This window comes from Deinococcus marmoris DSM 12784 (genome assembly GCF_000701405.1).
Lineage (GTDB): Bacteria > Deinococcota > Deinococci > Deinococcales > Deinococcaceae > Deinococcus > Deinococcus marmoris.
Genome location: NZ_JNIV01000092.1, coordinates 1 through 18,280, shown reverse-complemented (window position 1 = coordinate 18,280; position 18,280 = coordinate 1). Strand labels below are relative to the sequence as shown.

13 protein-coding genes and 1 rRNA gene are annotated in these 18,280 nt (G+C 65.8%); 4 read left to right on the top strand and 10 right to left on the bottom strand.

Annotated elements, in window-relative coordinates; translation table 11 throughout:
• The 6 genes from Q319_RS0118085 to pelF all read right to left on the bottom strand — a co-directional run.
• Positions 1–1,961: Agd3-related carbohydrate-binding protein (locus tag Q319_RS0118085; protein WP_034415731.1), on the bottom strand; the 1,961-nt coding region annotated here is incomplete at its 3' end.
• A gap of 165 nt (positions 1,962–2,126) precedes the next feature.
• Positions 2,127–3,068, bottom strand: a complete 942-nt coding sequence (locus tag Q319_RS0118080; RefSeq protein ID WP_051655530.1) for an NAD-dependent epimerase/dehydratase family protein — start codon at positions 3,066–3,068, stop codon at positions 2,127–2,129.
• 1 nt (position 3,069) lies between these two features.
• A complete protein-coding gene (locus tag Q319_RS0118075) occupies positions 3,070–3,807 on the bottom strand; it encodes a nucleotidyltransferase family protein (RefSeq protein ID WP_029483852.1) in 738 nt (245 codons plus the stop codon).
• 156 nt (positions 3,808–3,963) lie between these two features.
• The gene (locus Q319_RS0118070; protein ID WP_051655529.1) at positions 3,964–5,001 is read right to left on the bottom strand and encodes an NAD-dependent 4,6-dehydratase LegB; all 1,038 of its coding nucleotides are present in this window, start codon (positions 4,999–5,001) and stop codon (positions 3,964–3,966) included.
• Positions 5,001–6,593, bottom strand: a complete 1,593-nt coding sequence (locus tag Q319_RS0118065) for a hypothetical protein (protein WP_245619348.1) — start codon at positions 6,591–6,593, stop codon at positions 5,001–5,003. The genes Q319_RS0118070 and Q319_RS0118065 overlap by 1 nt, the downstream gene beginning before the upstream one ends.
• On the bottom strand, positions 6,590–8,053 hold the full coding sequence (pelF, locus tag Q319_RS0118060) for a GT4 family glycosyltransferase PelF (protein WP_029483849.1): 1,464 nt from the start codon (positions 8,051–8,053) through the stop codon (positions 6,590–6,592). Before pelF ends, Q319_RS0118065 begins: the two co-directional genes overlap by 4 nt.
• Positions 8,054–8,910: 857 nt before the next feature.
• Here pelF and Q319_RS26455 point away from each other — a divergent pair.
• Positions 8,911–11,916: a fasciclin domain-containing protein gene (locus Q319_RS26455; protein WP_081846145.1), complete on the top strand. Its 3,006-nt coding sequence runs from the start codon at positions 8,911–8,913 to the stop codon at positions 11,914–11,916.
• 45 nt (positions 11,917–11,961) lie between these two features.
• On the opposite strand, the gene Q319_RS0118050 is transcribed toward Q319_RS26455, so the two are convergent.
• The 4 genes from Q319_RS0118050 to ruvB all read right to left on the bottom strand — a co-directional run bounded on the left by Q319_RS0118050 (position 11,962) and on the right by ruvB (position 15,736).
• On the bottom strand, positions 11,962–12,798 hold the full coding sequence (locus tag Q319_RS0118050; protein ID WP_029483847.1) for a metallophosphoesterase family protein: 837 nt from the start codon (positions 12,796–12,798) through the stop codon (positions 11,962–11,964).
• 79 nt (positions 12,799–12,877) lie between these two features.
• On the bottom strand, positions 12,878–14,005 hold the full coding sequence (locus tag Q319_RS0118045) for an aldose epimerase family protein (RefSeq protein ID WP_245619346.1): 1,128 nt from the start codon (positions 14,003–14,005) through the stop codon (positions 12,878–12,880).
• On the bottom strand, positions 14,002–14,364 hold the full coding sequence (locus Q319_RS0118040) for an ArsC/Spx/MgsR family protein (RefSeq protein ID WP_029483845.1): 363 nt from the start codon (positions 14,362–14,364) through the stop codon (positions 14,002–14,004). The genes Q319_RS0118045 and Q319_RS0118040 overlap by 4 nt, the downstream gene beginning before the upstream one ends.
• 376 nt (positions 14,365–14,740) lie before the next feature.
• Complete coding sequence (ruvB, locus tag Q319_RS0118035) at positions 14,741–15,736, bottom strand: Holliday junction branch migration DNA helicase RuvB (protein ID WP_029483844.1); 996 nt, start codon at positions 15,734–15,736, stop codon at positions 14,741–14,743.
• Positions 15,737–15,982: 246 nt separating this feature from the next.
• On the opposite strand from ruvB, the gene Q319_RS0118030 reads away from it, so the two are divergent.
• The 3 genes from Q319_RS0118030 to Q319_RS0118015 form a co-directional block, all read left to right on the top strand.
• Positions 15,983–16,681, top strand: coding sequence for a S4 domain-containing protein (locus tag Q319_RS0118030; protein WP_029483843.1), 699 nt, complete (start codon positions 15,983–15,985; stop codon positions 16,679–16,681).
• Between the two features lie 168 nt (positions 16,682–16,849).
• Entirely contained in the window at positions 16,850–17,872 is a 1,023-nt protein-coding gene (gene zapE, locus Q319_RS0118025; protein WP_029483842.1) for a cell division protein ZapE, read from the top strand.
• 340 nt (positions 17,873–18,212) lie between these two features.
• Positions 18,213–18,280: ribosomal RNA gene (locus tag Q319_RS0118015) — 16S ribosomal RNA — on the top strand; the annotation flags it as partial.

The window sequence follows — 18,280 nt, the reverse complement described above, 5'->3', positions numbered from 1 at the left end:
GGCAGGGTGCTGTACTGGCTATACTTGACCAGCGCGGCGCGTGCCCAGTCGCTGGCCAGGCTCTTGCCAGCGGCGTACTGGCGCAGGTTGGGCTGGTGCATGTAGTGCGGGAAGGCTTGGCCGCCCAGAATGTGGTTCAGCGTGAAGTCGCTGTCCTTGTCCATGATCTCGTCGTAACTCAGCGCGCGGTCCCAGTACGGGCGGATGCCGCCGGGCGCGTAGATGCTGTTGTAGGAGGCTGCCGCCTCGTCCGGGGTGGTGACGTGGTAATGCACGTTGGTGGGCCAGCGCGGCACCAGGAAGATGTTGGCGTTCAGCGGGTGCTGGACGCCGCAGCCAGCGCACGAGTCGTCGCGCTGGCTGGCGACGCTGTGGTCCGATGCGATATACCGCATCCCGGCACTGACGGCAGCCGAGAGCAGATTGGGGTTGCTGCGGCCCAGCCCCAGATCCTGCTTGACTGGGTTGGTGCCGTTGTCGTTTTGCGTACCGTCGTCATTGGGGTCCATGTTGCCCAGGCCGCTGTGTTCGCCGGTCACCAGCGCCTTCCTGCTGACGGGCAGCCCCAGCTTGTTGGCAATCGTAATGTTGCCGTTGAGCTGGGTCTTGGCCGTCGCCAGGTCCATCACGTCCATACGTAAGTGGTCGCGGGTGTGATTCACCCAGTCGAAGCTGCCCTTGACGCACTTGCTCACGCTGGTCAGCAGGTCCGGCGTGCTGATGCCCAGGTTGCATGAGGCCGGAGCATTGGGGAAAGCGCCGCCGCCGTTGAAGGCCATCGCATACCGGAAGTTGCGCGCCACCGGAAACGCCTGCCCGATGCCCGTCTGCTGGTCCCTCACCGACAGCATGTCCGAGCCGCTCAGGCGGAAGGGCTGTGGGTACACCTGCCCGGTCTGCGCGTTCAGGTGGTCCCCAGCCGAGAAGTGGTCGTCAATGTCCACCTGCAAAAAGCGGCGGTGTTCGCCCAGGTGGACCCCCCTGGTCAACCACTGCACCAGTCCGTAGCTCATCAGTTGGGTGTGGCGCAGGTAGGGATTCTCGGCCACGGTCACCAGCAATCTCTCGCGCCCGTCGGCGGCGGTGCTGGTGGCGGCCAGCACACGCCCCTGCGGGTCCGTGAGCAGCGGCGTGGTGGTCACGCCAGGAATATCGACGGTCGTGGACGGATAGCTGAAGGCGTACTGCACGGGCAGTGCTGCACCGGTCAAATCTTTAAAGACCGCCTTACCCGCCGCGTTGGGCGTCATCGAGGTCGTCGAGGTCTCTGCGCCTGCCACGGCCCGCAGGCCGTAGTCCTCCGGCGCGACGCCAGGGTAGCCGTACAGCGCCAGTTGGCGCACCTTGTAGGCCGCCTCGTACTGGAACAGGGTGTCCCATTCGCTGCTGTCCAGGGCGCTGGTGTACACGCCGGGGCTAGTCTCGGCCACCAGCGCGTTGCTGGTCAGGACCACGCCCTGATACTTGCCACTGCCGTCTGTATTGATCAGGTTGCCCTGCCCCAATGAAACCTGACTGGCGTCCAGCACGTCGAACGGCACGCCGCCCTGCTGCAACATGGCGGTGGCGCTGTCCAGCCCGAAATCCCCTGCCCCGCTGCTGATCACCAGAACCCGCAGGTTCACGCTGTCGGTCTGGGCGTTGGCAGGCAGCGCCTGGGCGCTCAGCCGGTTGCCTTTGAGAACGGTGGCCTCGCCCAGGCGGGCGCGGGTGGGCAGGTTGCCCGGCTTGGGATCGGGGGGAATGATCGTGATCTCGTCGTTGTGTTCCTCGCTGTGGTCGCGGTTGTAATCGCTGCGCGGCACGATGGTCTGGCCCGAACCGTCGGGTCCAGCGGCGTCGTCTGGCACAGGGAAATCCACAGCGGGCGCAGAGGGTGTGACCTGGGCTTCGCGCGGAGCGGCGCAGGAAGCCAGCAGCAGAGACAGGGTCAGGGCCGAAAGCAGCAGTTTTTTACTCATGGCAGATTCCTCGATTTCGGGGACGATCTGGTCTTTCACAAAGGTGACGCAGGGGAAAATGGGTGTGAAGCTTGCCAGCAGGAGGGGGTGATTTTGAAAAGGCCAGGAGGCACGGTCAGTAAGGGATTGGGTGCAGTCAGAAATGATTGGTGGAAAGCCAGGTTCTCAGCCCGGCACGGCTGTCCTGCCTGCGGCTGGGTCCAGTCCCCGCAACAGCGCGTCCAGCGAGTCGTGAAAGCTGTACTGCGGCGCAAAACCGCTGTCCAGCAGCCGCGAGAGATCGGCCCGTTGATACGGCACGTCGCCGCTGCGGGGGCTGCCGGGGGCGTCTTCCAGAATCTGACCCCGGAAGCCGGTGAGGGCCACCAGACCGTCCACCAGATCGCGCACTGGACGCGCCTGACCGCTGCCTACATTGACCACGCCGCTCAGATCCGAGGTCAGGGCGTGCAGCGCGGCGCGGGCCACGTCACGGGCGTCCACGAAATCACGGCGCGCACCCAGCGGCCCGAAGCGCACCGTATCCCGGCCTTCCTGCGCCGCCACCGACAGTTCGCGGGCGGCGCGGCCCGGCAGGGTGCCCGCACCGATGCCCGCGCCCAGCGGGTTGGTCAGGCGCAACACTGCCGCCTGAATGCGCCCGCTGCGGACGGCCTCTTCGGTCAGCACGGTTCCGGCCAGTTTGGACGCGCCGTAGGGCGATAGGGGCCGCGCCGGACCGTCCTCGCACGAGGCGTGGCCTTCCTCCGCAAAACCGTACTCGGCGGCAGAGGCCAGATGGACCAGTTTTGCGCCCCCAGCGTCCATACGGGCCATCTCTTCCAGCACCCGCGCGGGCAGCAGGGCGTTGGCGCGGGTCAGTTCGCTGGGGCTGCCGAACGTGCGTCCGGCGGCGTTGATAACGCCTGAAACGCCGTCCAGCAGGGCGTCCCAGTCGGCACGCGGGGCCGCCGTCAGATCGCTCGGCGGCGTGACACGCACCGACTGGCCTGCCGCTTCCAACGCACCCACGATCTGCGCGCCCAGAAAGCCGCGTGCGCCCAGCACCAGCACCGGACCAGTCGAGGAACTGGGCCGGGGGAAACTGGGCGGATCAGCGCCGGGCATGCTAATCGGCGGCGCTCAGCGTCAGGTGGGGCAGCAGAATGGCGGACATCTCCTGCCACTCGCGGTTGGCCATGTCGTAGTCCTCGGGGCGGCCAATATCCAGCCAGTAGCCGCCGAACAGGTCGCTGCCGGGGAAATCCTGGGCGGCCAGCAGGTCCAGCATCAGGGTGTCGAAGCCCAGCACCTGCCCCGGCGTGTAGCCGCGCAGCGACTCGCGGGAAACGGCGTAGACGCCCATGCTGACCTGAAAATGCACCGTGGGCTTCTCGCGGAAGGCGACGATCTGGTTGCTGGCCTCGTTGACGTCCAGTACGCCAAATTCGCTCTTGATCTCGCGGTTGTAGGTGGCCACGGTCACTGAGCGCTCCGACTGGATATGCCGTTGCAGGAAGGTGCCGTAGTTCAGATTGGTCAGCACGTCGCCGTTCATGACCAGGAACTGCTCGGGCAGGCTGTCCAGCACGTTCAGCACCGGGCCGATGGTGCCCAGCGGGGTTTCCTCGTCGGTGTACTCCACCTTCAGGCCGTAGCGGCTGCCGTCGCCCACAAAGGCGCGGATCAGGTGGCCCATGTGCCCCACCGCCAGCGTCACCGAAGCGAAGCCGTGGGCGCGCAACTGATGTAGCACGATTTCCAGGATCGAGTAGGTATCGCCGATGGGCACCAGTGGTTTGGGAACACAGGTGGTGTAGGGGCGCAGGCGGGTGCCTTTTCCTCCGGCCAGGATAACTGCGTGCATGGGTTCCTCCTTCTCCTGCCAGCGGACGGGCAGGAATGAATCTGGGGTGAGTTCGCGGTGAGGACTCTTTCTCGTCTGCGGTCAGTTAAGCAGCCGACACGTTTCAGAGAAGTTTCAGACCGTTAATTAACGCTCAGATAACTCTTAGACGGCGAATCAAACGGTGTATTGATCGACGCGGTAGCGGGCCAGATTGGCGGGATCGGTGAACCACTCGGCGGTGCGCCTGAGGCCCTCTTCCAGCGTCAAGCTGGGCTGCCAGCCGGTCAGCTTGCTCAGCTCGGAGTGGTCCGCCAGCAGGCGCATGACCTCGCTGCCCTCGGGGCGCAGTCTCTGGTCTTCCTGGGTCACGTCCAGGTCCGCGCCCATCACCTGTCCGATCAGCTTCACGGTGTCGCCCACGGTGATCTCGCGGCCCGATCCGGCATTCAGCACCCGGCCCAGCACCTCCGGCCCGGCCTCACCCACGGCCCGGAAGGCGCGGGCGGTGTCCAGCACGTAATTGAAGTCGCGGGTGGGGCGCAGGTCACCCAGTTTGATCTCGCGCCGTCCCGCCGCCACCTGGGAAATGATGGTGGGAATGACCGCGCGGGCGCTCTGGCGCGGGCCGTAGGTGTTGAAGGGGCGCAGGGTCACCACCGGCAGCTCGAAGCTCAGGTAATAGCTCTCGGCCAGCTTATCCGCGCCGATCTTGGTGGCCGAGTACGGCGACTGCCCCTGCAAGGGGTGAGACTCGTGGATGGGCGCGGTGCGGGCGGTGCCGTAGACCTCGCTGGTAGAGGTATGGACGACGCGCCCGGTGCCCAGATCGCGGGCGGCTTCCAGCACGTTCAGGGTGCCAGTGATGTTGGTTTCCACGTAGGAGCGCGGCGCGACGTAGGAGTAGGGAATGGCGATCAGGGCGGCCAGGTGGTACACGGTCTGGGCGTCCCGCATCAGCTCGCGCACGCTTCCGGCGTCACGCACGTCGCCCAGTTGCACCTCCACATGCTGCATAGTCTCGGCAGGGACGGTGTCCAGCCAGCCGTAGGACCCCTGCGAGTTGTAGATGGCCATGGCCTTGACGCGGTAACCCGCGCGGACCAGTTCCTCGGTCAGGTGCGAGCCGATAAAGCCGTCCGCGCCGGTCACGGCCACCAGCGGGCGCTGGGAAGAGGTAGGGGTGTGGGGGGCAGGCAGGGTGGTCTGGGTCATCAGCGGTAACTCCTGGGGTCAGAGAGGGTGTGCAGGGTGGGAAACAGCAGAGCAAGTAGCGTGAGCAGGGCGAACAGGGGAGGGGGCAGGCCCAGCACCAGGGCGGCGGCACCCAGTGCCCAGATCGCCGTTAAAAAGCCCAGGCGGCGCTGGTTGGCCAGCCAGGAACTGAGCAGCAACGCCGCTCCGTACAGGGCCACCGTCAGCAGGGAGAGGTTCAGGTTGACCGGCACCCGCAGCACGGACAGCAGCGCCAGGCCCGCACCCAGGGCCAGGCCGTAGCCAGCGGCGCTCAGCAGCACGGTGGGCAGCCCTATCCGGCGCAGATGGATCAGGGTCCGCAGGGTCCGCGCCGCGACCTGAAGGCGTTCCTGCGCGTGCCACACGCCCGCTTCCAGCAGTCCGGCTCCCAGGATCACCGGCAGCAGCGGCCAGGTGCCGATCCGCGCACTCAGGGCCACGAAGGCGGCGGCCATCGCCCAGCCGTACACGGCGTGGGGCAGGTGCGGGCGCAGCGTGGATAGGCTGGCGCTCAGGCTGCCGCGTGGGCGGGTCACGTTCAGGGCAGTCAAGGTGGGCACGGCGGCCAGCAGCCCCAGCGCGAACAGCGCCGCCCCGCGTGAGGGCAGCGACATCACGATTCCGGCGGCCAGCAGCGGGCTGGCAAAGGCCCCGGCAAACTGCCCCAGTTGCCCCAGCGACAGCAGCACGCCTGCCGCGCCGCTGGACAGGGCCACTGCGCCGCCCACCAGCGCGCCGATCAGCACGTCGCCCCCCAGCGCTGCCGCGACGCCCGCCCCGCCCAGCAGTCCGGCCCCGGCGCTGACCAGGAGCGTGGTTCGCAGGGCGCGGCCCGGCACCGCGAAGGGTTCGGCATAGCGCACCCCGGCCACAGTCATGGTCCAGCCCCAGCCGAAGGCCGCCGCCAGGATGAAGGCGCTCTCGGCGGCCTTGCCCAGCGCGCCCGCGATCAGCAGGCCCGCCAGACCCGGCAGCAGGTACAGCGGCCCGCGCGGCAGCATGTGCCACGGAAAGGCGGGGGTGACGGGCGCAGGCACGCGGTCCAGCGCCCGTCCCGTTCCCTTCTGCCGGTACAGCATCTCGGCGGCGTCGAACAGCCCGTCCGCGCCGTAACGGTCTTTCAGGATCTCGTCGCCCAGGCCGTCGGCTTCCAGGTAGGCGGCCAGTTCCTCGGCGTCCACGGCGCTGGCGCGTTCGGCGGCCAGTTTCAGGTCCACCTCGCGCAGCCGCTCGGGCAGTTCGCCGGGCAGTTGCAGGCGGGTGCGGGCGGCGCTGGTCCGCGTGCCCGTGTGGCCGGGGGCCGTCCGCTGGAGCTGCGTGTTCAGGGAGCGTGTGTCCTGAGGCTGTGTATTCCAGGAATGTGCATCCCAGGCCTGAATATCCCGGAGGTGTGGGTCAGGAAGTCCTATGTCCTGAAAGGGACTGGACTGCACGGACTGTTCTGCAGCCGGCTCAGAAGCTGGTGGTGTCGGGGCCTGGACTGAGGCAGAGGGCACCGGGTTGAACTTGTTGTCGCCCGTCACCCTGAGCAGTCGGGCGCGCACCGTATCGCGGCTGCTTTCACGGTTCACAGCCCTTTCCCCCCGGCGATCACCAGCGGATAGGCCCGGCGGTAGGCGTCCAGGCAGCCGTCCAGGGTAAACAGTTCCATCACGCGCTCGCGGGCGGCGCGGCCCAGGCGGGCGCGCAGCGGGGCGTCGTCCAGCAGGCGGGTCAATGCGCTGGCCACGCCCATCACGTCGCGCGGGCGCACGATCAGTCCGGCGTCGCCCACCGCCTCGGGCACGCCGCCCACGCGGGTGGCCACGGGTGGGCGGCCCATCGCCATCGCCTCGATCACGGTGTACGGAAAGCCCTCGCTGACGCTGGTCAGGGCCACCACCTGCCCGGCGCGGTAGGCGTCGGTGATGTCGTCGATACGGCCCTCGAAGGTCACGTTCTCGGTCAGATTCAGTTGCTGGGTCAGGCTCTGGCACTGGAACAGGTAGCCCTCGTTGCCCGCCGGGGTGCCGCCGAACAGCCGAAGCTGCGCGCCCGCGTTGCGCCGCCGCACCAGATCGAAGGCGCGGATCAGCGTTTCGATGTCTTTCAGGGGATCGATGCGGCCCACCCAGCTCACCACGCTCTCTGCGGGTTCCTCCTCGGCGTGCGGGAAGACGTCGGGGTCGATGCCGTTGTACACGCAGTGGATCTTGTCGGGATGCGCTCCCAGACGCTCTTCCCAGCGGCGGTTGTAGTGTGAACCCGGCAGGACCAGGGTGGCCTCGCGGTAGACCAGACTGCATAGCAGACGGTAGAAACGCAGCAGCATCCCCTTGAAGCCGGGGCTGTAGGAACTGCGGCGAAATTCCATGTAGCGCTCGCGCAGGTAGACGCCGTGTTCGGTCAGCACGAAGGGGGTGCCGTGGGACCACAGGCCGTGTAGTGCCAGCAGTCCGGCAAAGCCGTTGCTGACGGCATGCCCCACCTGGGCCTGCGGGGCCGCGTGGCCCAGCGGACGCAGCGCGTGTTCCAGCCACATCAGGGCGTCCAGGGCGTCGGCCACGGTGGGCAGTGGCAGCCGGGGTTCACCACGGACGCGGCTACTGGCCTGCTGCGCCGCATGGCCTGCCCAGGTGTCCAGCGTCAGCCGGGCCACCCGTGGCGTGTCCAGCAGTGCGGTAAAGCCCCCGCCCTGGCCCAGCGTACTCAGCGCCTGTAATCCTGCCGCGAACAGGTCCAGGTCCAGCGTACACAGCCCGTCCAGCAGGGTCAGGTAGGCGTCCTCGGCCCCTCGCCTGCGGGCGGTGTCGTTACGAACCAGGGCGGACGGCGGCGCACCCCACAGCGGCACCTGCGTGAAGCTCACGTTGCTGGGCATCTGCACCGCCGCTCTGGCGAAGGGAATCCCGGAAATGGCCTGCACCACAAACTGGTGATCGTCCAGACCCCGCACCAGTTGGTCCACCCACACGCTGACGCCGCCGTGGGCCTGGGGATAGGTGCCCTCGGTGTACAGCGCGATGGTCTGGATTGGCATGTGGGTGGACATCTGGCGAACTCCGGGCAGGGCACAGGGGGCGAGTGGCACGGGGGTCAAGTGGCGCGTGGGTCAAGTAGCACGGGGATCAAGTGACCGAAAAGCTGGCAGTTTCATGAAATACGCTGCGAATTCCCACACAGAGAGGAAAGAGAGAAAATATACGCTTGTCACTCTGGAATATGAGGTATTTCAAATTTCTTTCAGTCCTGCCCCTGATCGGGGGTAGCGCGGGAAAACCGCTTTGCTGCCAGTCAATCTGACCGACCACACGTTAAACAATCGCTTCCGCCATGCTGGTTTCTCAGCCGCGCCTGGGGGCTGGTCTGAAGAGCAGACGCCCTGGTCAGCTTACTCTCATGAATGCATGCCCACTGCGAATGACAGCATGTTGATGTCTCAGGTGAGAACAGGGTGGCCAGTTCAGGGGAGCGCTACCGGCTGACGGGAAGCTCGATCTGAACAGCGTCCGAGAGGCTGTGGCAGATGAATGCAGGGGCAGGTCTGGCACGGCACATTGGGTCCAGACACAACCCATTCAGCCACAACTCGTTCAGCTACAGATCAGGTCGGGGTCTTCTCGGCTTTCTGGGACACGGTCTGAAACAGCGCCTTATGAAAACGCCGCTGCCCGGTTGTGCTTGATCTGGAGCCTGAGGGCAGGAGCGCCTCTCCTGCGATGGGGAAAACGCGGGCGGATGACAGGGGAAGCTGCTTGCCATATGTGCCCAGAATGAGAAGAGGGCGTCGCTTGCTGCCATTTCGTTTACATGACCTGTCCCAATTCTTCTATAAGTTGCTTTTCATCGTGGGGTGGTGAAGATTAAGTGCCGGACTATCATCAGCCCATTTCTGTCAGAGGTGAATTCATGAAGAAGCAAACCAGTCTCATTACGCTCGGCCTGTTGCTCGCCACCCCCGCCCTGGCCGGCGGCGCAGGCGCGCCTGTCGCCAAGCCCGCCCCCACCTGCATGTCCATCGCGCAGATCGTGACCAGCGACGCTAACTTCAGCACGCTGGCCACTGCCGTGGAAGCTGCCGGACTGACCGAGACGCTCCAAGGCGGCAGTTACACGGTCTTCGCGCCCACCAACGCCGCGTTTGCCAAGCTGCCCAGCGACACGCTGGCCGCCGTCCTGAACGATCCCGAGGCCCTCAAGAACATCCTGCTGTATCACGTTGTGCCTGGTAAGGTCACGGCCCAGCAGGTCATGGGCATGACCTCCGGCAAGACGGCCCAGGGAACCAGTTTCCTGGTCACGATGAGTGACGGCAAGGTCATGATCGACAACGCCACCGTCAGCAAGGCCGACGTGGTGGCCTGCAACGGCATCGTCCACATCATCGACACCGTGCTGATGCCTGCCCCGGCGGCCACCGCCGAACCTGTGACAGAAGCCGAGCCTGCGACCGAAGAGATGGCCGAGCCTGTCGCCGAGGCCCCTGCCGCTGAAGCGCCTGTCGCCGAAGCCGCCCCAGCCGCCGAGCCGGTGGCCGAGGCCGCGCCTGCACCGGAAATGCCGATGGCCCAGGCGGCCACCAGCATTACCGAAATTCCTGCGCTGCCCCTGAGCGGCGCGACGTCTGCCGCTCCGGCCCCTGTCGTGGAAGCGCCAGCCGTTGTAGAAGCGCCCGTGGCCACCGACACCACCACCACCACGGATACCGTCACGACCACCGACACGGTCGCCACCGATACCACAGACGCCGACATGGCCGAGATGAACACCAACTCGCTGTACGACGTGATCGTGGCCGATGAACGCTTCAGCACCCTGCGCGATCTGCTCAGCGATGCGGGCATCACCGACATCCTGATGGACAACGAGTACACCATCTTCGCGCCCACCAACGAGGCGTTCGCTGCCGTCGATCCCGAGACGCTGGCCCTGATCGCCAGTGATCCCAACACGCTGCAACAGGTGCTGCTGTATCACATCGTGACCGGCAAGATGACGGCGGAGCAGGTTTCTGCCGAGAGCCAGATCAGCAGCCTGGAAGGCAGCAGCCTGGCGCTCACGAAGGACGGCACCACCCAGATGGTCGCCGGCGCGAACGTCACGGCCACCGTGGACACGGCTGACAACGGCATCATCTACATCATCGATAAGGTGCTGCTGCCCCCCACCCTGAAGCTGCCTGCCCCGCCCACCCCGGCTGAGGCTCCGGTGGCCGCTGCGCCTGCTCCCGCTGCTCCGGCACCCGCCGCCCCGGCCCCTGCTGCTGCGCCCGCACCGGCCCCCGCGCCCGTGGCGACGCCCGCGCCTGCTCCTGCACCGGTTGCAACGCCCGCGCCTGCCCCGGCCCCTGCGCCTGTTGTAACGGCCCCGGCCACCACCACGGCCACCGGAGCCGAGACGCTGGTTTCGCGCCTGCAAGGTGAAGCCCAGTTCAGCACCCTGCTGAGCCTTATTCAGAAGGCCGGACTGGCTGACGCCCTGATGGCCACCGATGTGACGGTGTTCGCCCCCACCAACGACGCCTTCGCCAAGGTGCCCCAGTCCACCCTGGACGCCCTGATGGCCGACGACGCCAAGCTCAAGCAGGTTCTGAGCTTCCACGTGGTCACGGGCCGCGTGACCGACACCATGCTCCAGGGCACCCAGCTCCGCAGTCTGGAAGGCAGCAGCCTGGATCTCCAGACCAAGGCGGGCGTGCTGAGCATCGGTGTGCTGAATAACCAGGACATCGTCGGCGCAACCGTGAACGTCACCCCGATCATCGTGGGCAACAGCGCCGTCTATCCCATCGACAGCGTCCTGATTCCCCCGACGCTGGTGCTGGGCACTGCCGCTCCAGTCGCGGCCCCTGCGGCTGCGGCCCCCGCTGCGCCCGCTCCGGTGGCCGTGCCGCCCGCAGCCCCGGTCTCGCCCGCCCCAGCCGCCGTCACGGGTGCCATGACCCTGGAACAGCGTCTGGCCTCCGAGCCTCAGTTCAGCACCCTGCTGAGCCTGCTCCAGACCGCTGAGCTGACCACCCCCCTGATGGCCACCGACGTGACGGTGTTTGCCCCCACCAACGACGCCTTCGCCAAGGTGCCCAAGGCCACGCTGGACGCCCTGATGGCCGACAAGGCGCTGCTCAAGCAGGCCCTGAGCTTCCACGTCGTGACTGGCCGCGTTATGGAAGCGGACCTCAAGGGCACGCAACTGCGTAGCCTGGAGGGCGGCAGCCTGGACCTCAAGGACACGGCAGGCGTGTTGATGATCGGCGTGCTGACCAACGGCGACATCACCGGCGCAACCGTGAACACCACCCCGATCATCGTGGGCAACAGCGCCGTCTATCCCATCAACGCCGTGCTGATCGCCCCTGCCCTGAAGCTGCCTGCGCCTGCCGCTCCCGCTGCAACGGCACCTGCTGCGCCCGCTCCTGCGGCTCCCGCGCCCGTCATGACCCCTCCGGCTGCGCCCGTCTCGCCCACCCCGGCAGCCGCCACGGGTGCCATGACCCTGGAACAGCGTCTGGCCTCCGAGCCTCAGTTCAGCACCCTGCTGAGCCTGCTCCAGACCGCTGAGCTGACCACTCCCCTGATGGCCACCGACGTGACGGTGTTTGCCCCCACCAACGACGCCTTCGCCAAGGTGCCCAAGGCCACCCTGGACCGCCTGATGGCCGATAAGGCCCTTCTCAAGCAGGTTCTGAGCTTCCATGTGGTCACGGGCCGCGTGAACGACACCATGCTCCAGGGCACGCAGCTCCGCAGCCTGGAAGGCAGCAGCCTGGATCTCCAGACCAAGGCCGGCGTGCTGAGCATCGGCGTGCTGACCAATCAGGACATCGTCGGCGCGACTGTGAACGTCACCCCGATCATCGTGGGCAACAGCGCCGTCTATCCCATCGACAGCGTCCTGATTCCCCCCACCTTCAAGTAAAGCCTCTCCTGAGCTTTCCGCCCGCCCTTGATTGGGCGGGTTTTTCTATGGCTTTCTGGCGGGGAGGCGGCGCAGAAAAGTGTCCCAGGTCCGGGTATCGCGCGGCAGCCTTTCGTGCTCGGTCCAGGACCAGTACGGCGTGTACAGACTGCGTGAGCTGATGATCTCCTCCCGGAAGATCTGCGCGCTGAGGCCGGTGTCCAGCAGACCGCTGCTGCCGAAGCGTGCCAGCACACCTGTACGGTCATAGGGGACGGCCCGGAATTCAGTGTGCCAGCCGTCCGCCCCCGCTGTCAGGAGCAGGTACTGGGCACGCGGATCACCGTTTGCAGGTGCGCCCACCGCTCCCGTGTTCAGCACCAGCACGCCGCCCACCCACGCCTGCGCGGGGCGGTGGATGTGCGACCCGATCAGGACGCCGTGTCCGGCGCTCAGCTCCTGCACGCGTTCGGGGCTGGTTCTTTCGCTGAGGCCCTCGCGGTAATGCTGCGGCGAACCGTGGGCGATCAGCACGCTGGGAAGCCCTGGAATCTCCACTGTCCGGGTCATGGGCCAGTCGGCGGGAATGTGCAGCAGCCCGGCGCTGTTCAGTTGTTCGGCGCTCCAAGCGGTGGCCCCCCAGAAAGGGTCATTGAACCATTCGGCGGGCAGGTCCGGGCTGCGGGCGTCCCACAGCCGCAGCAGGTCGTCGTGGTTGCCCAGTGTGAAGCTCACGTCCCCCCGTGCCAGCAGCGTTTCCAGCGCCGCCACCGAGTCTGGCCCCCGGTTGACCACGTCGCCGTTGACCACCAACCGCTCTGCGCCCTGCGCCTGCGCGTCGGCCAGCACGGCGAGCAGCGCGTCCAGGTTGCCGTGAATGTCCGCGATGATGGCCAGGCGCATGTGGAAGGGATTCTAGGGTCTGGCGGTCAGGTGCATTGCAGCCCTGGTCCCACCCGCCACCGTCAGCCAGTGCGGGAAGCTAGTGCGTGACCGAGAAGTGCCACCGGGTGCGCGTGTGGTACGTCTGACCCGGCTGCACGATGATCGAGCCTGCACCCAGGCGGTCCAGCTCGGGCTGGTTCAGCGCATCGGGGGCCTGCTGGGTTTCCAGGCACAGCGCCGAGTGCTTCCCGTAGCGCTCTCCGTTCCACCCCACGACGCTGCCGCCCGGAGAGCTGCCGCCCAGGAAATTGCCACTGTAGAGCTGCACGCCGTTCTCGGTGGTCCAGACTTCCATGCGGCGTCCGCTGGCGGGGTCAGCCAGGACCGCCGCCTGCTTCAGACCCTCGCCGCCGTTCAGGAGAACGAAATGATGATCGTAACCGCCTGCCCCCCAGAGCTGCGCGTCGTCCACGTCCAGATCCTGCCCCAGCGGTTTGCCCGTGCGGAAGTCGAAGGGCGTGCCCTCCACTTGCGTGACTGCAACTGGAATCGCGTTGTCGTCCACGGCTAGAAACCGGGCGGCGGGAAGCAGAAGGGTGTGATCCAGCACGCTGCCCGCGCCGCCGTCTGCCAGATTCCAGTAGGCGTGGTTGGTCAGGTTCAGTGGCGTGGACGCGTCGGTGCTGGCCCAGCAGTCCAGGCTCAGCCAGCCATCGTCACCGAGGGTGTAGCGGGCCGTCACGTCCACCGCACCCGGATAGCCTTCCTCGCCGTCTGGGCTGTGATACCGGAAGGCCACGCCGTTCAGGCTCTCGTCGCCTTCCAGCGCCGTCCCTTCCCAGCGCACGGCATGAAAACCGCCGGGACCGCCGTGCAGATGGTTGGGCGGATTGTTGAGGGCCAGTTGGTACTCCTGCCCGCCCAATTCAAAACGCCCACGCGCCGTCCGGTTGGCAACCCTGCCCACCGTCGCGCCGAAATACAGCGCGTCCTCCTGCTCCAAGTAAGCCGTCAGATCGGGGTGGCCCAGCATCACGTCGCCGGGCACGCCGTCCCGGTCCGGCATCTGCACCCGCAGCAGCCGCGCGCCGTACTCGCCCAGCGTGACGGTCACGCCGTTGGGGGCACGCAACACGAAAAGCTGCACGTCCTGCCCGTCCGGGAGTGTTCCCCAGCGCCGCGTCTCTATCCCGGCCTCAGTTCCCACCCCTACCACAACAGTCACTGCGCCTCCTCCAGCATGGCTTTCCAGCCGTCCAGATCCTCGCCCACGCTCAGCACCTTGCCGCCGCGCACCAGGGGCAGCCGCAGCAGTTCGGGTGTCTCGATCACCTTGGCGATCACGCCTTCCTCGGTGGTTCGCAGATACGCCAGATTGCTGCGCTCGTAGGCTTTGCCCTCCAGATCCAGCAGTTCATTCAGGCCAAATTTCTGGACAAAGCGGGTCAGTTCCCCTCTGGCAATCGGGCGCTGCGTCAGGTCCACGAAATGGATCTTGACCTGCCGCTCCTTGAAAAACCGCTCGGCGGCGCGGGTTTCCTTGCTCTTTTTCGTGCCGAAGACCTGAACCTGGGGGGCGCTCATGAAGGAAAGTCTAGAGGACGGCGGCAGTGATGTGCAGACGTGATCTGGCTCCCCCACGGGTGCGGGAAACAGAGTGCGCCTGCCACCGTCCCTCGCCAGGCTGTGTGCCGAGTATCACGCCGTCACATTGCCGGAAGATGCCGCGCCGTGCCCACCTCCAGCGCTCGCGGGCCGATCTGGATGCTGAATGCGGAAGTTCGTTTCAGCAACTTTCAGTGACGCGTCTGGGTCGTCCTGCGCCAGCTTCCTCAGGGCCAGCCGCGCAGCCCCGCCAAACTGGCCAGAATGTTCGGCGGGCCAGAGACAGTAGGTGCTTTGAGGACGGTCTACGTCAGAAACCCTGTCCCATTAGCGGTTCTGTCACAGGGGAAAAACCTCAATTCGTATAAAATCCCAGGTCCCCGTCCGAGCCGCCCACGGGCAGTCCCAGGTGGTCATAGGCGTGGGCCGTCGCCACGCGTCCGCGCGGCGTGCGCTTGATAAACCCCAGTTGGATCAGGTACGGCTCGTACACGTCTTCCAGGGTCAATGCGTCCTCGGAGATGGCCGTGGCCAGGGTATCCACGCCCACCGGCCCACCCGCGAAACGGTGGATCAGCGTTTCCAGGTACTTCTTGTCGCGGTCATCCAGCCCCGCCGCGTCCAGCCCCAGCTTGTCCAGCGCGCTGTAGGCCCGCTCCAGCTCAATGGTGTTTTCCCCGGCCACCTCGGCGTAATCGCGCACCCGGCGCAGCAGCCGCTTGGCGATTCGCATGGTCCCGCGCGAGCGCCCCCCGATTTCCAGCGCGGCCTCTTCCACCAGCCCGAATCCCAGCAACCGGGCGTCGCGCAGCAGGTTGGTGGCGATTTCCTCGGGGGTGTAGTACTCCAGATGTTCAATGATCCCAAACCGCGAGCGCATCGGCGCGCTGATCAATCCAGGCCGCGTCGTCGCGCCCACCAGCGTGAAGCGCGGCAGCGGCAGCTCGATGGTGCGCGCCGCTGGCCCCTGCCCCAGCACGATGTCCAGCTTGAAATCCTCCATCGCCGGATACAGATGTTCCTCTGCCACGCGCCCCAGACGGTGAATCTCGTCGATAAACAGCACGTCGCCTTCCTCCAGACTGTTGGTCAGGATGGCCGCCAGATCGCCGGGCTTCTCGATGGCCGGGCCAGAGGTCACGCGGATATTCACGCCCAGTTCGGCGGCGATGATGTGCGCCAGCGTGGTCTTGCCCAGCCCTGGCGGCCCGAACAGCAGCGTGTGGTCCAGCGCCTCGCGGCGGCCCTTGGCAGCCTGGAGGTACACGGTCAGCTTGTCCTTCAACTTTTCCTGGCCCACGTATTCGGTCAGCGTCTTGGGACGCAGGGCGGCGTCGAACGGTTCGGTCATACGGACAGCTTAGCGTAATTTAGCTCAGAACGGAATCGGTTTTAGAGTTTAGTGTTTTGCAGAATCTAGAGGAAGCGCATTCCTGGCAAGAATGTCCCCTCTGGCAGGCAATTGCGCCCCTCTCGGCTCCCTTTTGAGGGGAGCTGGCCGCGAAGCGGACTGAGGGGTTTAAACCGTTGTAGCGCTCTCAGACAACTGCTTGCCCGACTCTCACGCTCCTCTGCCCCACGCACTATCCTGCTGAGCATGAAGCAGAAACTCTCCACATTGGTGGCCCAGGCGCGCGGAGGCCGCGTGGTCCGCACCGGATTCCTGGACGGTGACGAGATAGATCGTCGCCTCCTGAACGACGAAGACCTGCGCCACCGTATCGCTGGCGGCTTCCCCGACGCGCGCCGCGTGGTGCTGACGCTGTATCCCGCCCACATTCCAGAGGTGGATGCTGGCGTGACTGTGTTGCGCCTGACTCCTGCCCAGGCCGCCCCCGAGTGGGATGAGCAGGATTTCCTGGTGCAACTGCGCCGCCTGGAACTGAACGAGGACCAACTGGGCGACGTACGCGAGGAACGCGGAAGCTTTCTGATCGCCGCCACGGGCAAGGCCGCCCAGACCCTGGAATCCCTGACTGTGCTGGGGGGCCGCGACATTGAAGTCGAGGAAATCGGCGAGACGGCGGGCCGGGGCAGCAAGATCCGCGAGGTGGTGGTGCCGTCCATGCGCGTGGACGTGGTGGGCGCAAAGGGCTTCGGCGTCAGCCGCGCGTATTTCCAGCAGGGTATCGACGGCGGCAAGGTGCGCCTCAACGGCGGCCCCGCCCGCGCCAGCAGCGACATCCGTGAGGGCGACAGTCTCAGTGCCGATGGCCTGGGCCGCATCGACTTCAAGCGTGTGGTCAACGAAACCCGGCGCGGCAACTACAAGGTTGAACTTGAAGTCCATAGGTAGGGGTCAAAGGGTCTGTGGGTCTAAGTTTTCTGGCTCCCTCCCTCCTCGTGGGGGACTGGTACAGCTCGGCACGAGAGGGGTGGGGAGGGGGGGCCACCGGGCAGGCTCCCACCGTCAAGTTCCCCAGGTTGTTCTCCATCAACTTTCAACCATTACCCATCAAAAACCATGATTGATCTCCTGACCCGCAATCCCGCCCCCGATCCGCTGGCGCTCACGGCGGAGCTGTTGCCCAGCGCCCGATTTCAGGACGTGCGCTTCGGGACGTACCGGCCCAATCCTGAATACCCCAGTCAGGCGGCGGCGCGCGACAACCTTCAAACGTTTGTGGAGACCGCGCGGCAAAAGCCCGGCGGCCTGCGCCTGTTTCGCCGCCGTACCCCGGAAGGACGCGGCCTGTATCTGGACGGCGGCTTCGGCGTGGGCAAGACGCACCTGCTCGCCAGCGCCTATCACGCGTCCAGCGGAGTGCGCGCCATCATGAGCTTTCAGGACCTGATGTACCTGATCGGCGCGCTGGGCATGACCCGCGCGGTAGACGCCTTCCGGGGCCATGATCTGCTGCTCATCGACGAATTCGAGCTGGACGATCCCGGCAACACCCACATGGCAAATACGTTTCTGGGCCAGTTGATGCCCGGCGGAACCTCCGTGATCGCCACCAGCAACACCGAACCCGGTGCGCTAGGCCAGGGGCGCTTCAATGCGGGCGACTTCCAGCGCCAGATTCAGGGCATCGCCAGCCGCTTCGAGACCCACCGTCTGGACGGCCCCGATTTCCGCCAGCGCGGCACGAAACCTGAAGACGTGTTTTCTGGGCCGGAATATCTGGTCTGGGAAGCCATGCAAAACCCCGCCACCCTGGCCACGCTGAGTCACCGTGACCTGAACCGCCACCTACTGAAAATTCATCCCAGCCGTTTTGCCGGGCTGCTGTCTGGCGTGGGCGCGGTGGGCGTCCTGAATCTGGTCCCGATGGACGATCAGAACGTCGCCCTGCGTTTTGTTCATTTCATCGACAAGCTGTATGACCTGGGTCTGCCCGCTGCCTTCACAGGCGCGCCCCTGGGAACGCTGTTCGACGACACGTATCGTCACGGCGCGTACGCCAAGAAGTACAGCCGCTGCCTGTCTCGCCTGTCCGAATTGCTGCGCGAGGCACGGGAAGCTGGCCGCGTAAATGTCACCTGACACCGTGTTTGAGACTTCGTTTTTCAGCTTTCTGGTCTGCCCTATCAAAATAGTAATCCAGCAGAGGTTGACAGAACAGGGAATGGCCTGTATCTTTTCTGAGCCTCCGAGTGAGGCGGGCCGCATGACAACACACGCAGAGAGAGAGCAGGACCGCTTCGACAGAGGCGGGTGAACGGCGCTTCCAATGGGAAGTGGCTCCAGATTCACGAAAACAGAAGACACGGGCTTTGGCCTGTGGACTTCAAAGCAGACCCGCTTCTACGGAAGGGGGCAGCCAAGCGAAAGCTTGGACCAAACACACTAACATCTGAAATCTCTGATTTCAGTGCTAGACCATTTTATGGAGAGTTTGATCCTGGCTCAGGGTGAACGCTGGCGGCGTGCTTAAGACATGCAAGTCGAACG

Bases quoted from the DNA above. Each gene is read 5' to 3' on its own strand.
- Q319_RS0118040 (WP_029483845.1), bottom strand. From the start codon at position 14,364: ATGAGCGCCCCCCAGGTTCAGGTCTTCGGCACGAAAAAGAGCAAGGAA.
- Q319_RS0118080 (WP_051655530.1), bottom strand. From the start codon at position 3,068: ATGCCCGGCGCTGATCCGCCCAGTTTCCCCCGGCCCAGTTCCTCGACT.
- Q319_RS0118050 (WP_029483847.1), bottom strand. From the start codon at position 12,798: ATGCGCCTGGCCATCATCGCGGACATTCACGGCAACCTGGACGCGCTG.
- Q319_RS0118030 (WP_029483843.1), top strand. From the start codon at position 15,983: ATGAAGCAGAAACTCTCCACATTGGTGGCCCAGGCGCGCGGAGGCCGC.
- Q319_RS0118070 (WP_051655529.1), bottom strand. From the start codon at position 5,001: ATGACCCAGACCACCCTGCCTGCCCCCCACACCCCTACCTCTTCCCAG.
- zapE (WP_029483842.1), top strand. From the start codon at position 16,850: ATGATTGATCTCCTGACCCGCAATCCCGCCCCCGATCCGCTGGCGCTC.
- ruvB (WP_029483844.1), bottom strand. From the start codon at position 15,736: ATGACCGAACCGTTCGACGCCGCCCTGCGTCCCAAGACGCTGACCGAA.
- Q319_RS26455 (WP_081846145.1), top strand. From the start codon at position 8,911: ATGAAGAAGCAAACCAGTCTCATTACGCTCGGCCTGTTGCTCGCCACC.
- Q319_RS0118075 (WP_029483852.1), bottom strand. From the start codon at position 3,807: ATGCACGCAGTTATCCTGGCCGGAGGAAAAGGCACCCGCCTGCGCCCC.
- pelF (WP_029483849.1), bottom strand. From the start codon at position 8,053: ATGTCCACCCACATGCCAATCCAGACCATCGCGCTGTACACCGAGGGC.